The sequence below is a fragment of the Pseudarthrobacter sp. TRD_SC_9 genome, from assembly GCF_055361265.1.
This window is the reverse complement of sequence record NZ_CM143956.1, coordinates 2,599,228-2,615,218: the sequence shown is the minus strand read 5'-3', so window position 1 is coordinate 2,615,218 and position 15,991 is coordinate 2,599,228. Positions and strand designations below refer to the sequence as shown.

The following is a 15,991-nucleotide window of genomic DNA, read 5'->3' as shown; positions in this document are numbered from 1 at the left end:
GTGGGAGCATCGCTGAGCCTCTTGCAGGCGCGGCGGATCGCACTGGCAGCACAAGGACTGGATAAGGAACGGCCCATCGGCCCGGTTAGTCCCCGGGCGGTGGGCCGCACCTTTGCCCGGCTCCAACTTGTCCAGATCGATTCTGTCAACGTTCTCGCCCGCAGTCATTACCTGCCCTTCTTCTCCAGGCTTGGCAATTACGACCGCGGGATCCTGGAGCGGATGGCAGGAACACACCCTCGGCGGATGATGGAGTACTGGGCCCACGAGGCATGTTTCATTCGCCCGGAGCACTTCTATGACCTCTTGCTTTGGCAGCGCCGGAAATGGGTAGGTGCTGCCGGGATGGACCCGGAGGTCCGCTCCGGTATCGAAGCCCGGATCGTGGCTCTGCTGGCGTCCGGGCCACCATTGACTGCTGCGCAGTTGACGTCAGCAATCGGGCACCTCGAGGAACGCAAACGGGACCATTGGGGCTGGAACTGGAACGCGGTGAAGCGGGTTCTGGAGCATCTGTTCGAAGAGGGCACCGTCTCCGCGGCATCCCGGACTGCGCAGTTCGAACGCCGGTACACCCTGACCTCCCGCGTCCTTCCCGGCCCGGCCAGGATCACGGCAGGAAGGATGGATGGGCAGGATACTGCTGCGGCAATGGTGAGGCTCATCGACGCGGCCGCCCAGGCCCATGGAATAGGGACCATCCGATGCTTCGCCGACTACTTCCGGACACCTGCCAAGGCAGCAGACACCGCTGTCCGGCACCTGGTGGAGCAGGGCAGGCTTGAACCGGTCACGGTGGCTGGCTGGAACCGGAAACTCTTCCGGCACGTTGGGTCCCGGTTGCCGCGGAAGGCCACCGGACGGGCTCTGCTGAGCCCTTTTGACTCATTGGTTTTCGAGCGCCGGCGCCTGGAGGAACTTTTTGGGTTCCATTACCGGATCGAGATCTACACTCCCCAGGAAAAGCGGCAGTTCGGATACTATGTCCTGCCGTTCCTGCTCCGGGACGCCATTGTTGCCAGGGTGGACCTGAAGGCAGATCGCATCGGGAGCCGGTTGTTGGTCCGCGCAGCCTATGCCGAGCCTGACGCGCCGGCGGATACCGCCGTCGAGCTTGCTGCCGAGCTTCAACTGCTCGCTGAGTGGCTGGAACTCGACGCCGTGGTGGTTGAACCGGCCGGCGACTTGTCACCGGCCCTTGCTGTTGCACTTAATGCCGGTTCTGTCCGTATGCTCTCAGGGAACAGCGTCGGCGCCTCGCAGTCTCTCCCGTAGACTAAAAACGCCAGAATTCGGCAGCAGCAGACTGGGAGCACTTCACGTGGCATCACTTATCGAAAAACTTCTCCGCACAGGCGATAAGAAGACCTTGCGCCAACTGCGGAATTATGCTGATTCCATCAATGCCCTTGAAGATTCGTTCAAGACCTTCACTGATGCCGAGCTCAAGGAAGAAACAGGCCGCCTGAAGGCCCGCCACCAGGATGGCGAGACACTTGACGACCTTCTGCCGGAAGCATTTGCCGCCGTCCGTGAAGCATCATCGCGCACCCTTGGCATGCGGCACTTCGACGTTCAGCTGATGGGTGGTGCAGCACTGCACCTGGGCAACATAGCCGAAATGAAGACCGGTGAGGGTAAAACCCTTGTCGCCACCGCTCCCGCTTACCTGAATGCGCTGACCGGCAAGGGCGTCCACGTCATCACCGTCAACGACTACCTGGCGGAATACCAGTCAGACCTCATGGGCCGTGTTTACCGCTTCCTCGGCCTGACCAGCGGTTGTATCCTCGCCAATCAGGATCCGGCCCACCGCCGTGAGCAGTACAGCGCCGACATCACGTACGGCACCAATAACGAATTCGGCTTCGATTACCTGCGCGATAATATGGCCTGGGACAAGGCGGAACTGGTCCAGCGGGGCCACAACTTTGCGATTGTTGACGAAGTTGACTCCATCCTCATCGACGAGGCCCGCACACCGCTGATCATTTCCGGCCCCGCCCAGGGCGACACCAACCGCTGGTACAGCGAGTTTGCCAAAGTCGTCACCCGCCTCAAGGCCGATGAAGACTACGAGGTGGATGAAAAAAAGCGCACTGTCGGTGTCCTCGAGGCAGGCATCGAAAAGGTCGAGGACTACCTTGGCATCCAGAACCTCTACGAATCCGCCAACACGCCGCTCATCGGCTTCCTTAACAACGCCATCAAGGCCAAAGAACTCTTCAAACGGGACAAGGACTACGTCATCCTCGACGGCGAGGTCCTGATCGTGGATGAGCACACCGGCCGCATTCTGGCTGGCCGCCGTTACAACGAAGGCATGCACCAGGCTATCGAGGCCAAAGAAGGCGTCCAGATCAAGGCCGAGAATCAGACTCTGGCCACGGTGACGCTGCAGAACTACTTCCGCATGTACGGCAAGCTTTCCGGCATGACCGGCACGGCGGAGACCGAAGCCGCGGAGTTCATGAGCACGTACAAGCTGGGCGTCGTTGCCATCCCCACCAACCGGGACATGCAGCGGATCGACCAGGCGGACCTCGTGTTCAAGAACGAGGTCGTCAAGTTTGAGGCAGTAGTCAAGGACATCGCTGAGCGCCACGAGAAGGGCCAGCCGGTGCTGGTGGGTACCACCAGCGTCGAGAAGAGTGAATACCTTTCCAAGCTCCTGGCCAAGGAAGGCATCCGGCACGAGGTCCTGAACGCCAAGAACCACGCGCGTGAGGCTGCCATCGTGGCCCAGGCCGGACGCAAGGGCGCCGTCACTGTGGCCACCAACATGGCCGGCCGTGGTACCGACATCATGCTCGGCGGCAACGCTGAATTCACGGCCATCGCGGAGCTGGCGCGGCAGGGGCTGGACCCTGAAGAGAACTCGGAAGAGTACGAGGCCGCATGGCCTGCTGCCCTCGCCGCGGCCCAGCAGTCGGTCAAGGACGAGCACGAGGAAGTGCTGGATCTGGGCGGCCTGTACGTCCTGGGTACCGAGCGTCACGAGTCACGGCGCATCGACAACCAGCTTCGCGGCCGGTCCGGGCGCCAGGGTGACCCCGGTGAGTCGCGATTCTACCTATCCCTGACTGATGACTTGATGCGCCTGTTCAACTCTGGTGCAGCCGAACGCCTGATGAACAGCTCTGTTCCGGACGATGTTCCGCTGGAATCCAAGCTGGTATCCAAGGCCATCGCTTCGGCTCAGGGCCAGGTGGAAGGACGGAACGCTGAGCAGCGCAAGAATGTTCTGAAGTACGACGACGTCCTGAACCGCCAGCGCGAAGCCATCTATGGCGACCGCCGCCGCATCCTTGAGGGTGACGACCTTCACGAGAAGGTCCAGTTCTTCCTTGAGGACACCATCAATGCACTGATCGACGCCGCAACGGCTGAAGGCAATGGCGACGACTGGGACTTCGAGCAGCTTTGGACCAACCTGAAGACTCTCTACCCGGTCAGTGTCACCCCGGAAGAAATTATCGACGAAGCCGGCGGCAAGTCGAAGCTGACGGTGCAGTTCCTCCGGGAAGAGCTTCTCTCCGATGCCAAGCTCGTGTACCAGGCCCGCGAAGAAGCTATTGGTTCGGCTGCTATGCGCGAGCTGGAGCGGCGGGTTGTACTGTCCGTTATTGGCCGTAAGTGGCAGGAACATCTCTATGAGATGGATTACCTGAAGGAAGGCATCGGCCTCCGGGCCATGGCCCAGCGCGATCCCCTGGTGGAGTACCAGCGCGAAGGCTACGTGATGTTCCAAAGCATGATGGAAGCCATCCGTGAGGAAAGCGTCGGATTCCTGTTCAACCTCGAGGTGGAAGTCACGCCGGCCCAGGATGTTGTTGTAGCAGATGCAGCAGGGAGCCACACGGAGCACGTGGAGCCCCAGATCAAGGCCGCTGGCCTGGCTGCACCGGAACGTCCCGCACAGCTTCAGTACACGGCTCCTGCCGAGGGTGGCGGCACCGAGATCCGTGTCGAAAGCAAGGGGACAGGCCGGTCGGGGAACCCGGCCAAAGCTGCTGCCCAGGACGCCGCCAAGCGTCCGGCCAAAAAGAAGCGCAGGTAGCGCCGCCTAGCCGATCACAAGCTCGGTAACCCGCCACACCTGGCGGCTGCGCTCCAGCCTTACAGCGACTGCCCTGACCCGCAGTTCGTCTACTACGACCGCGCTGCCTTCGTAGATGCCGTCAGCCACATCACAAATCCGCACCGATCTGACGGCTGAATTGCGGTGCAGGCGGGCGATTCCCGGCGAAGCAGTCCGTGCGGCTTCACGCCTGATCAGCGCCACGCGGTGCTGGAGGGCAGCCAGGCACTTTTGGTCCAGCCGCCGGGCCAGTTGATGGAGTGGGCGGGTACCCGCCAGGACCTCAATCGCTGCCTGGACCGTGCCATGGACAATGGCCCGGACCACGGAGGGGTCGTCGACGGCCCGAAGCTGTGAAGCGTTGTGGACACGGGTTGATACGGCTGACGCTGGCCGGAATGGTGTGACGGTGTTCATCGGATTCCCCTGGTGTGATGGAGTTGGGCGAGTATTGCCGGGTATTGCCATCTAGTGACGGGTAGAGATACCGCGATCAGGCGGCGGATGGAATTTGCAGGATTTGCCCTGGAAGCAGCACGTCAGGGTTATCCCCGATGGCTGCCCTGTTCGCCTCATACCAGCGCGGCCAGTCCAGTGCGATGTCGAGATCTGATGCCTGGGGTCCGAGGGCCCGGGCCGCGATGGTCCAGAGGGTGTCCCCGGCCAGAACCGTCACGTGGGTCGACAGCGACGGCGGAACTCCCGCCGGTTCAGCCCGAAGCGGCGGTGCAGAGAAAAGCCGCGGGTCGACGGACGGCGCCGTGGGCTTCCACTGCGGCTGAACGGGAATTTCCGCCTCAACCGAGTCCTGCGACGCTGCCCACTGCGGAGAGTTGAATGCGCCGACGTCTGTGCTTTGCCGGGCGGAGGATGCCCATTCAGCCGAGACGCCGGCCGTTTCAGAGACCAGCGGTGCAGCGTTGGCCATCACAGGTCCGGCCACGAGCTGGAGCCCCAACGTGGCCAGAGCCAGTCGACGCATAAATGCCGGGCTTGCCTTTCCCATGGCGGCGGCTGCCCGGCTATGTCCTGCCTTGTGAAGTCCGGCGCAGGTTACCGCAAGCAGCATGCTGGCAAACCACCACGCCACGATAAGGCCTCCGATTCCCGCTGACACGCCGCCCAGCACGTCCTCCAGCTCGAGTGATTGCATGCGTGCAGACGACTGGCGCCAGCGTTCCAGCATGGCTAAGCCGATGAATACCAAAAAGACCCCCAGGGCGAGGATGACTACCGCCATCGCCGCATCGGTTGCCCGGCCCGGCGAAGCTTCGGTGTGGTGCTTCATCTTGCTGTCCCCTCGGGAGTGGTTATCGGTATTCATCGGCAGTCGGTGCTTTGACGCAGTTTGATGTTGTTTGATGCTTTTAAGTACCAACAAGTACAGCTTGCTGCATGTTGTAGGGGTTTGTCTAGAGCGCGCCGAGTTTGACCGCTCCTGAGGCACCCCCTACGCTGGCGCAATGCGATGGGAAGCACTTTTCGGCGATCTGGAAGCACAACTGTGGGCGGACGAGAGGCTGAGCCTGGAGGCTGAGATCTCGGAGCGTGCGCGGGTGGAGGGTGCCGCCGTCGGCCTTTCTGACCGTTTGAGGGGGTCCACGGGCCAGCACATCACGGTGGGCCTGGTAACCGGTGCAGTGATCGAGGGCACCCTGGTGCATACCGGGGCAGAGGCGCTGGTGATTAACGAGGGGCGTCACCAGGTGCTGGTGCCGTACGCGGCCGCCTGCCGGTATGAAGGCCTGGGCAGGCTGGCGCAGGCCGAGCGTTCCGTCGTCCAGAAGACCCTGGGCATGGCGGGCTCATTACGGGCAATGGCCCGCGACCGGGCCGAATTAACTGTCAGCCTTCTGCGGCAAGACGGCCAAGCAGTAGTCCACGGGGTTATGGACAGGGTTGGGAAGGACTATTTCGACCTTGCGATTGTGCCCAGGGGCGAGGTTCGCCGCCGCGACAGCGTGTCCGGGTTGTGGACAATCCCGTTCGCCTCATTGGCCGCGATCAGTTCGCTGCGCGACCTCGGCTAGCTACACGGACTTCGACTTTGATTCCTCGATCATCCGGCTTGCTTCCGCGTACCGTTCTTCGATGTACTGCTCGAGCATTTTTTCCTCGACACGCCACTGTCCACGGCCACCGACCTGGATAGCCTTGAGTTCACCGCTGCGGACCAGGGCATAGGCAGCGGGCGAATTGATCTGCAGCTGTTCTGCAACATCAGCAAGTGTGAGGAATCGGGGCATGTCACCATTTTGCCACCTATGACGCCCCTATGAAGCGGTTATCCACAGTTTGCGTCTCCGGCTGCATATGACTTTTCAGTTCAGGGGCGCATGCCGTAACAATAGGGGAGTCCGGAAGACAATGGGGGAGTCCGGAACGCGGTCCAACCGCTGAGGTAAACCAGGGGGAATCACAATGAGTCTTGCCGCATCACCAGGCGCAGCCCGGCTGAAGAAGCCGTCATGGAAGGACCCCCGGTTGCTGGTGGGCTTCCTGCTGGTGTTGGCGTCAGTTGGCGGAGTGGTGGCTTTGGTGGGCAGTGCCGACCGCACCACGGAGGTATACGCCGCAAAGGATCCGATCGACGTCGGCGAGGCGCTGACTGAGGACAGCCTCAACAGAGTCAAGGTCCGGCTGGGTGATGTCCAGGGGTTCTACATCTCGGTGGAGTCCGGGTTGCCGGAGAACCTCGTGGCGCTGCAGCGGGTGGGCAAGGACCAACTGGTGCCCCGGGAGAGCCTTGGCCATGCCGATGCATTGGACCGAAAACCTGTTTCCCTCACCATTGAGGAAGCGCTCCCGGAGCAGGCAGTTGCCGGCACCCGGGTGGATGTCTGGGTTTCGCTTCCGGATGCGGGTAACGGCTTCAGTGAACCAGACCTCCTCCTGTCCGGCGCTGAAATTGCCCAGGTGACTCCCGGATCCACCGCCCTTGGGGCGACCAGGTCCACCGAGTTGATGGTGCTGGTTGCCGACGCGCAGATGCCAGCCCTGCTGGGTGCGCAGGCCAACGATGCCAGGATCGCCGTTGTCTGGAATCCGGGTGGTGGATCGTGAACATCCCTGTGGTCACTGTTGGCCAGTCCCGCGATGACCTGGTGGGCGGACTGGAAAGACTTCACGGTCCGGTGACAGTGGTCCGGCGGTGTGCTGAGTTGGCTGAACTCATGGCAGCCTGCCAGAGCGGCCTGGCCCGGGCGGCAGTGGTGGCCGAAGGCAGCGAGGAACTGACTGCCTCGCTGGTGGATCGGCTGGGCGCAGTAGGCGTCGCCATCATTGCCCTGACGGACAATCCCGAGGAAGCGTCGAGGCTCCGTGGGCTGGGGGTGGCGTCAGCGCTGTCAGGGGTGGAGGCGTCAGTCCTGGCGGGAAAAATTTCCGACGCCGTGGCACGCCACACCCAGCCTGCCAGCGGCGGCTTTTACGGTTCCAGCGGACTCGCGGATCCGGGCGCCGCGGTTGTGGTGGTGCCGGGAATGGTGGATCAGGACCCCGCTCCGGCCGGGGCGGGACGCATCATCGCTGTCTGGGGGCCCGCCGGTGCGCCCGGCCGGACCTTCGTAGCTGCCAACATGGCAGGTGAGCTGGCAGCAGATGGCCAGAAGGTGCTGCTTATAGACGCGGACAGCTATGGCGCCAGCGTCGCAGCGGTCCTGGGACTGCTTGATGAATCAGCGGGATTTGCCCAGGCCTGCCGCCTGGCCGACCAAGGAGTCCTTGATGCAGAGGCCATGGACAGGCTCGCCGTCGCCGTGGCCACCAAATCCGGAACTTTCCGTGTCCTCACCGGCATCACCAGGGCAGACCGCTGGACCGAATTGCGGGCCGCAGCACTCAGTATCGTCCTTCAGCGGGCCCGCGAATTTGCCGACGTCGTTGTAGTGGACGCCGGTTTCTGCCTGGAAAGTGACGAAGAGCTGAGCTTTGACACGATGGCGCCGCGCAGGAATGGCGCCACGCTGCGGTGCCTCGAACTGGCCGACATGATTTATGCGGTGGGCTCCGCCGATCCAGTAGGCGTGCCCCGGCTTGTCCGGGGGCTGGCCGAGCTGGCACAGGCAGTTCCGGGTGCGGCTCCGCGGGTGATCTTCAACAAGGTGAGGTCCGGCGCTGTGGGGCGCGACCCGGAGCGGCAATTGCGTGAAGCGTGGGAACGGTACGGGCCGTCGTCGGGTATTGAGGGATATCTCCCGTGGGACCAATCGGCTGCAGACGCCGCGCTGCTGGGAGGCTCGCTTCTCCTTGAAGTCAGCCCGGAAGCGCTACTCCGCCACGCGATTGCGAAGCTCGTTTGTGCACCCAAACAGCAAACCAGGCGATCCTCTGTTCCAATATCTACAGCAGGCAGGCGAGTAAAGGAATAGGCTCGGCTCAAGAGCTGCAAAGAAGCAGCACCAAAAGAGCTTTTGGAGGCGTTTGTCGATGTCGTCTGGATCCAATGTTGCGGATCACCCGGTCCTGGACAGTTCCGAGGGAGGCTTCCTGACGGACTACTACCAGCACCTGTCCGCCGAGGATGCCAGCGCCTATCCGCCCGGCATCCTCGAGGAACGCGCTTACGCCCACCGTCGCCTTGCTGAGGTACGGAATGAAGGCCAGGCCATTGTTTCGATCGTCGATGAAGCCGAGCACAGCGTCGTCTATGTTGCCACCGACGACATGCCCTTCCTCGTTGACTCCGTCAACGCGGAGCTGGTCCGCCAGGGGCTGGCAATTCACCTGGTGATCCACCCGTTGTTTGTGGTCCGGCGCAACCGTGAGACCGGCAAGCTCGTGGGCACGGACCGGGTACCCACTCATATGGGGATCTCCAGCGGAGATACTGCCACGATGCCTAATCTCTCCCATCTCATAGCAGTGGGGGACAACGTCTCGCACATGGAGTCCTGGATCGCTGTTGAGATCGGCCGGCCGCCTGTACAGGGACGGGATGAGCTCGTTGCAGGCTTGGGGAAGGTCCTCGCGGACGTTCGGGCCGCCGTCGAAGACTGGCCCCTGATGCGTGCCAAGGCCCGTGAAATCGCCGAGAGCCTTGGGAACGTCGCCCACCCTGAGCACATCACGGAACTCCGCCAGGCAGAAGATCTGCTGCGCTGGCTTGACGACGGGAATTTCACCTTCCTCGGCTACCGTGAGTACGATCTCGTGACAGTCGACGGCGAGGATGTCCTTGAACTCCGCGAAGGCAGCGGGTTGGGATTGTTGCGGTCCCGCGTGGACACCCCGCATGTACAGCACTTGACCGAAACGGGACGACGCAAAGCCCGTGAAAAACGGGCCTTGGTGATTACCAAGGCAAATTCCCGGTCCACCGTCCACCGCTCGGCGTATCTGGACTACATCGGCGTCAAGAGCTTCGATGCCGCGGGCAATGTCATCGGTGAACGTCGTTTTATTGGGCTCTTTGCCACCAGTGCGTACGCAGGGTCGGTCCGCGAAATCCCCATTGTCCGGGAGAAGGTCAAGGCTGTCCTGGATAGTTCCGGCTTCCCGCCGGATTCGCATTCCGGTAAGGATCTCCTGGGGATCATGGAGACATACCCTCGGGACGAACTGTTCCAGATGGACGTTCCGGAGCTGGCCGAAACAGCGGCCGGCATCCAGCGGTTGCAGGAGCGGCGCCGTACCCGCCTGTTTCTGCGGCCCGACATTTACGGCCGGTTCATCTCAGCCTTGGTTTACCTTCCCCGTGATCGTTACACCACCAATGTACGGCTGCGCATCGAGGAGGAACTTCGGGATACCTTCAACGCCGAGTCGATCGATTACGAGGCCCGTATGACGGAGTCGGCGCTTGCCCGTCTGTTCTTCCGGATCCGCCTGCCCAAAAACGCCGACGTAAAAGACGTCAATGCCGAGGAACTGGAGAAGCGGCTTGTCCGGGCCGCGCGTTCGTGGAGCGAGGGTATCTCAGAAGTCCTCCGGGACCGGCGCGGCGACGACCATGGCAAGGAACTGGCGGCGCTGTGGGCAGAAGCCTTCCCTGCCGGCTACCGCGTCGACTACGAGGTTGAAGATGCCCTCGAGGACATCGAACGCTTCGAGCAGTACGGTGCCCGTGCTGAAGCCGAAGGCGGGCTGGTACCGGAGAAGCCCGGTGTGCACGTCTACCTGCCGGCCGGGGCGGGTGAGTCGCTGGAAGAGGATGCTCGGGTCAAGCTCTACATGCTTGAGCCGCGCAGCCTCAGCCGGATCCTGCCGTTTTTCCACCATCTGGGCCTGGAAGTACTCGATGAACGCCCCTTCGAAATCGAAACAGCTGATCACCGTGACTTCTTCCTCTATGACCTCGGGCTGAAGTACCCGGCGGGTGTGGATCCAATGGAAACGGACCGGCTCCTGGCCGACTTCTTTGGCGCGGCAGTGACCGGGGAGCTGGAATCCGACAGTTTCGACAGGCTGGTATTGCGGGAGGGGATGTCCTGGCGCGGGATCACCGTTCTGCGGGCCTACGCGAAGTACATGCGCCAGATGGGAAACACCAACTCCTTTGAGTTCATGGCGGACACTCTGCTGGCAAACCCGAAGGTCACGCAGGGGCTGAGTGACCTGTTTGCGGCCCGCTTCGCACCCGGACTGGATGATTCGGAGCGGGCGCAGAGGCAGGAAGTAGTCCGGAGTGAGCTCATTGCAGCAATTGACGAGGTGGCCACCCTCGACGCTGACAGGGTGCTGCGTACCTTCCTCAATCTCATCGAATCGACGTTGCGCACCAACTTCTATCAGGACAAGGGCTACCTGAGCTTCAAACTTGATCCGGCGAATATCGAGGGCCTGCCCTTCCCCCGTCCGATGTTCGAGATCTGGGTGTACTCGCCACGGGTGGAAGGCGTTCACCTTCGGTTCGGCAAAGTCGCGCGTGGTGGTTTGCGCTGGTCCGACCGCCGTGAAGACTTCCGTACTGAGGTCCTCGGCCTGGTTAAGGCGCAGACTGTCAAGAATGCAGTGATTGTGCCTACAGGCGCCAAGGGCGGTTTCTTTGCCAAACGGCTGCCGGACCCCGGAGTTGACCGGGCCGCATGGATGGCCGAAGGCGTGGAGAGCTACAAGACCTTCATCAGAGGTCTTCTGGACGTGACCGACAACCTCGTTACCGGGGCCGACGGCGAGAAGTTGGTGCCGCCGTCGTCGGTTGTCCGCCACGACGGTGACGACTCCTACCTGGTGGTCGCGGCGGACAAGGGAACCGCCACCTTCTCGGACATTGCCAACGGGCTCGCAGCGGAATACGGCTTCTGGCTGGGTGATGCGTTCGCCTCCGGCGGCTCTGTCGGCTACGACCACAAGGCGATGGGTATCACGGCCCGGGGGGCCTGGGAATCAGTCAAGCGGCACTTTAGCGAGCTGGACGTGGATACCCAGTCGGAGCCGTTCACGGTAGTTGGCGTGGGCGACATGTCCGGTGACGTCTTCGGCAACGGCATGCTGCTCTCGGAACACATCAGGCTTATTGCCGCTTTCGATCACCGGCACATTTTCCTGGACCCGAATCCTGACGAGTCGGTTTCTTTCGCCGAACGGCGCAGGCTGTTCGAACTGCCGAGGTCTTCCTGGGAAGACTACGACAAGTCCCTGATCAGTGAGGGCGGCGGTGTGTACCCGCGGCAGGCTAAATCGATCCCCATCAGCCAGCCGGTCCGGGCCGCTCTGGGCCTCCCCGAAGGAACCGTGCGGCTGAGCCCGCCAGAGCTGCTGAGGGCTATCCTGCTGGCCCCGGCCGATCTGCTGTATAACGGCGGCATCGGCACTTACGTCAAGGCCAGCACGGAATCCAATGCTTCCGTGGGAGACAAAACCAACGACGGCATCCGCGTTGATGGCCGGGACCTGCGTGTCAAGGTTGTTGGTGAGGGCGGAAACCTCGGCATGACCCAGCACGGGCGTATCGAGGCCGCCCTGCAGGGAGTCATCCTGAACACCGACGCCATTGACAACTCGGCGGGCGTGGACTGCTCCGACCATGAGGTGAACATCAAGATTTTTGTGGACCGCATGGTTGCCGCCGGGAAGTTGTCCAGCGAGGAACGAGCCGGGTTCCTTGCATCCATGACGGATGACGTGGCACGCCTGGTTCTGCAGGACAACATTGACCAGAACATCCTGCTGCTCAACGACCGCATGCGCGTGGCCGAATGGAGCCCCAGCTATGAGCGCTTGATGGATTGGCTGGAGGCCAAAGCCGACCTGAAACGGGATCTGGAGGCGTTGCCCACAACCGCCACCTTGCGTGCCCGCCTGGAACAGGGCCAAGGCCTGACCTCGCCGGAACTGTCCGTGCTGGCTGCCTACGCCAAGATCGAACTGACGACCGCCCTGCGCGAAAGCAATTTGGCCGATGATCCGTGGTTCCGGAGTACCCTTCGGTCCTATTTCCCGCGCCAACTGCAGGAACGGTTCGACGCCGAACTGGACTCGCACCCTTTGCGGAGGGAGATCATCGCCACAGTCGTAGCCAATGACATGATCAACATGGGTGGAATCACGTTTGTTTTCCGGGCCATGGAGGAGACGTCAGCCAGCGAGGTGGCTGTTGCCAAGGCGTTCGTCGCCTTGCGGGAAATTTTCGAACTCGATGCGATGACTGAACAGCTGATCAGCCTGCCGGCGTCGTTCCCCACTGAGCACTGGAGCACTGTCCACCTGGACATTCGGCGCCTTCTGGACAGGGCAGTGCGCTGGCTCATTTCCGAGGGCGGCACGTCGAGGCCTGTCAACGGGATCGTCGAAGAATTCAAGCCCGTCACCGATCCGCTGCGCTCCAGACTGCTGGACTACCTTCAAGGCGATGACCGCGACAGACTGCTGTCCTGGCTGGAAACCGGAAGGAACTGGAACCTCCCGGAGGTGCTGAACCAACGCTGGGCTGAACTGTTCGAGAGCTTCGTCCTGCTGGACATCGCCAAGATCGCGCACAGTCGCAGCGAGCCGCTGGGTGAGATCACCTCGGTGTACTTCACCGTGTTCAACCGTTTCCATGCCGATGCCCTGCTCGAACGCATCAGTTCCCTGCCGCGCCGTGACCGGTGGGAAGCCCTGGCGCGTGCGGCACTCCGGGACGATCTCTACTCAACAGTCACGGATATGACGACGGCGGTGCTGGACTCAACGGAATCCGGAACCGACGCAGTCTCCCGGCTGCAGTCCTGGGAACTCTTGAACGCCGAGCAGTTGGGGCGGGCGAAGATCATGTTTGACGAGGTCAACGCGCTTGAATCAGATGATATGGCATCCCTGTCGGTAGCATTGAGGCTCTTGAGGTCAATCGTCCGGCGGTAACAGCAGTATCCGCCGTTTATGGAGGTGCAGTGGCAATCTTTACGGACCCCATCAGGGAGCACGCCGATTTCGGCCCCGGGGACGCAGAATGGCTGCACCTCCTCGTGGGCGACTGGCAGATGGTGGCGGACCTTGCGTTCGCGGACCTGGCGCTGTGGTTTCCGCATCCGGAGCTGGGTTACATTGCATTGGCCCATGTCCGCCCCTCCACCACGCACACCGCGTTCCACGGCGACTTTGTGGGGGAGGGGATCCGTTCGGACCTGAAACCCCTGGTGGACAAGGCGTGGGAAAGCCAGTCCATTGAGCGTTCCAGTGAGACCAACTGGAGCAGCGAAATGGCGCTCCGCGTTGAGGCGGTACCCATGGTTCGCAACGGCCGGACGCTTGCGGTGGTTACCACGCACATGGATCTGTCCAGCTCGCGGATGCCCTCGCGGCTTGAACTCACATACCGCCAGTGCGCGCATGACCTTTTGCGCATGGGCACGCTGGGCCTGTGGCCGGACTTCGCTTCGCCTACCGGTTCACGGCGCGGTGCGCCCCGCGTGGGTGACGGGTTGATCCGCCTCGATGCTGACGGGATTGTGCAGTATGCCAGCCCCAACGGGGTGTCCGCCTTCCGTCGGTTAGGTGACGGGGAGTCCCTGGAAGGACGTTCGCTGGCCGAGGTCACCGCCGGCCTGCTGAAAGACCGGCGAATGGTCGATGAGACCCTGCCCCTCGTGGTGACCGGACGGATGCCGTGGCGCAGCGAGATTGAATCAAAGGGCGTGAGCCTGTCCCTGCGCGCCATTCCGCTTCGCGACGAACAGCAGCGGTTCGGCGCGCTGGTGCTGTGCCGCGACGTCTCGGAACTGCGTCGCCGCGAACTGGAGCTGGTTACTAAGGACGCAACCATTCGCGAGATTCATCACCGGGTCAAGAACAACCTGCAGACGGTGGCGGCCCTGCTGCGTATGCAGTCCCGCCGGATGGTCAGCGACGAAGCAAAGCAGGGGCTGGAGCAGGCAATGCGTCGCGTCGCCACCATTGCCCTGGTGCACGAGACCCTATCCCAGGGCCTGACCCAAAGTGTCGATTTCGACGAGCTGATTGGCCGTCAGTTCCGCCTCTCTGCCGAAGTCGCGTCGCCATCCCAGCAGATCAAAACCGAACGTTCCGGGATGTTCGGCGAGCTTCCAAGTGACTTTGCCACGCCGCTGGCGTTGGTGATTAATGAACTGGTGACCAACGCCGTCGAACACGGACTGGAAGGGCGGGCCGGAACCGTATGGCTCCTCGCAGATCGGTTTGAGGACGAGGACGGTGAGGAAATGCTTTCAGTCACCGTCGCCGATGATGGTGTCGGGCTGCCTGCAACTCCGCATACTGAAGGACTCGGACTGCAGATCGTCCGCACGCTGGTGACCAGCGAGTTGGGCGGTTCCATTGAGTGGCGTCCTCGCGAAGGTGGCGGCACGGCTGTGGAGATCACGCTGAGCCTTGCACCGAGGTAGTACTGGCGGCTCTCAAAGTCGAAGCCAGACAACGCCAAGGGCCCGCCGCGATCTGCATCGCGACGGGCCCTTGGCCGTTGGAAACTAAAACTTGTCTCTGTTAAGACGCACGGCGGGCACGGGCGGCGCGGCGCTTAAGGGCCCGGCGCTCGTCTTCACTCATACCGCCCCACACCCCGGCATCCTGACCGGACTCAAGAGCCCACTGCAGGCACGTGTCTACAACTGGGCAGCGGCGGCAGACGCTCTTGGCTTCTTCGATTTGCAGGAGTGCAGGCCCGGTGTTTCCTACAGGGAAGAAAAGTTCGGGATCCTTGTCGAGGCACGCTGCGCGGTTACGCCAATCCATCTGATCAGTTGCTCCATTTCTGGGAAGTGCTGTTTGTGAAATTATTCACTAACAGCAACAAAGGATAAGGGGCCCGGCGGGGCCCCTTGGGTCATCTGAATTAAGCGTTTCATGTTAACGCTGTGTAAACAAGGGGTAATCCTGCCAGAAATCCAAATCCGCTATGAGCGATGCGTCACATGTGACGCGCGCTGCATCGCCGCAATCTGACTATGTCCGGTATGGTGCCAATGTGTCAAGACCCCCCAATAGGCCCGATTCACCCTCCGATTTCCCGCCGGAACCCCCCGGCCGCGACGACCGTGGAGTGCCCGGCGCTGGCGCCGCCGGCGCCAGGGCAGCCCGCCCGCCGGCGGTCATCGTTATCGCCCTGATCGTTGCGGCGGAAGCAGTTACCCTCCTTCTTGCCGCGGGCTGGTACGGCCTTCAACTGGTCAGCGGGGCGCCGGTGCTTTCCTTCTGGGGAGCTGTATTTACGCTGGGGCTGCTGCTGGCCTTTTCGGCATGGCTCTTCGCGGTGGGGCACTTCCTCTTCCACGGCTATCGATGGACGCGGGCGGCTGCACTGGTGGCCCAGCTGTTCCTCCTGACGATCGGGGTTCCTACTATCATGGCCGGGCTGGTCGTCGCCGGGCTGGCGATGGTGTTGCCTGCCGGGTTGGGAATCGTGCTGCTGTTTACTCCGCGGGTGATTGCCTTCGCGTCCCGTGTTGGTGGTACGCAACCCACTCTCTAGGGGCAACCAGCTCTTATAGCAGTACTGCCGCCCAATTCCCTGCC

Annotated in this window: 12 protein-coding genes; 8 read left to right on the top strand and 4 right to left on the bottom strand. The window is 62.2% G+C overall.

The features are described 5' to 3' along the window. Positions 1-1,275 carry a winged helix-turn-helix domain-containing protein gene (locus ACWA13_RS12155; RefSeq protein WP_463934422.1) on the top strand — a complete coding sequence of 425 codons (1,275 nt, stop codon included), beginning with the start codon at positions 1-3 and terminating at the stop codon, positions 1,273-1,275. Between the two features lie 46 nt (positions 1,276-1,321). After that, positions 1,322-4,060 (top strand): preprotein translocase subunit SecA, encoded by a 2,739-nt coding sequence (gene secA, locus ACWA13_RS12150; RefSeq protein ID WP_463934421.1) that lies wholly within the window; start codon positions 1,322-1,324, stop codon positions 4,058-4,060. 6 nt (positions 4,061-4,066) lie between these two features. Here secA and ACWA13_RS12145 read toward each other — a convergent pair whose 3' ends face one another. Further along, positions 4,067-4,498: an Rv3235 family protein gene (locus ACWA13_RS12145; protein WP_463934420.1), complete on the bottom strand. Its 432-nt coding sequence runs from the start codon at positions 4,496-4,498 to the stop codon at positions 4,067-4,069. A 76-nt stretch (positions 4,499-4,574) separates the two neighbouring features. Further along, the gene (locus ACWA13_RS12140) at positions 4,575-5,369 is read right to left on the bottom strand and encodes a LysM peptidoglycan-binding domain-containing protein (RefSeq protein ID WP_463934419.1); all 795 of its coding nucleotides are present in this window, start codon (positions 5,367-5,369) and stop codon (positions 4,575-4,577) included. A gap of 175 nt (positions 5,370-5,544) precedes the next feature. Between ACWA13_RS12140 and ACWA13_RS12135 the strand changes: the two genes are divergently transcribed. Next, the gene (locus tag ACWA13_RS12135) at positions 5,545-6,111 is read left to right on the top strand and encodes a hypothetical protein (protein ID WP_463934418.1); all 567 of its coding nucleotides are present in this window, start codon (positions 5,545-5,547) and stop codon (positions 6,109-6,111) included. On the opposite strand, the gene ACWA13_RS12130 is transcribed toward ACWA13_RS12135, so the two are convergent. Further along, entirely contained in the window at positions 6,112-6,327 is a 216-nt protein-coding gene (locus ACWA13_RS12130) for a helix-turn-helix domain-containing protein (RefSeq protein WP_463934417.1), read from the bottom strand. A gap of 175 nt (positions 6,328-6,502) precedes the next feature. Between ACWA13_RS12130 and ACWA13_RS12125 the strand changes: the two genes are divergently transcribed. Genes ACWA13_RS12125 through ACWA13_RS12110 form a run of 4 tightly spaced genes read left to right on the top strand, consistent with a single transcriptional unit; the run spans position 6,503 to position 14,862 of the window. Next, on the top strand, positions 6,503-7,144 hold the full coding sequence (locus tag ACWA13_RS12125) for a hypothetical protein (RefSeq protein ID WP_463934416.1): 642 nt from the start codon (positions 6,503-6,505) through the stop codon (positions 7,142-7,144). Further along, the gene (locus ACWA13_RS12120) at positions 7,141-8,451 is read left to right on the top strand and encodes an AAA family ATPase (RefSeq protein ID WP_463934414.1); all 1,311 of its coding nucleotides are present in this window, start codon (positions 7,141-7,143) and stop codon (positions 8,449-8,451) included. The genes ACWA13_RS12125 and ACWA13_RS12120 overlap by 4 nt, the downstream gene beginning before the upstream one ends. A 58-nt stretch (positions 8,452-8,509) precedes the next feature. Next, positions 8,510-13,363, top strand: a complete 4,854-nt coding sequence (locus ACWA13_RS12115; RefSeq protein WP_463934413.1) for an NAD-glutamate dehydrogenase — start codon at positions 8,510-8,512, stop codon at positions 13,361-13,363. 29 nt (positions 13,364-13,392) lie between these two features. Continuing rightward, on the top strand, positions 13,393-14,862 hold the full coding sequence (locus ACWA13_RS12110; protein ID WP_463934412.1) for a sensor histidine kinase: 1,470 nt from the start codon (positions 13,393-13,395) through the stop codon (positions 14,860-14,862). Between the two features lie 100 nt (positions 14,863-14,962). Here the strand turns inward: ACWA13_RS12110 and ACWA13_RS12105 are convergent, their stop codons facing one another. After that, positions 14,963-15,211 carry a WhiB family transcriptional regulator gene (locus tag ACWA13_RS12105; protein ID WP_003804966.1) on the bottom strand — a complete coding sequence of 83 codons (249 nt, stop codon included), beginning with the start codon at positions 15,209-15,211 and terminating at the stop codon, positions 14,963-14,965. Between the two features lie 232 nt (positions 15,212-15,443). Between ACWA13_RS12105 and ACWA13_RS12100 the strand changes: the two genes are divergently transcribed. After that, positions 15,444-15,947: a hypothetical protein gene (locus ACWA13_RS12100; protein ID WP_463934411.1), complete on the top strand. Its 504-nt coding sequence runs from the start codon at positions 15,444-15,446 to the stop codon at positions 15,945-15,947. The last annotated feature ends 44 nt before the right edge of the window (positions 15,948-15,991 follow it).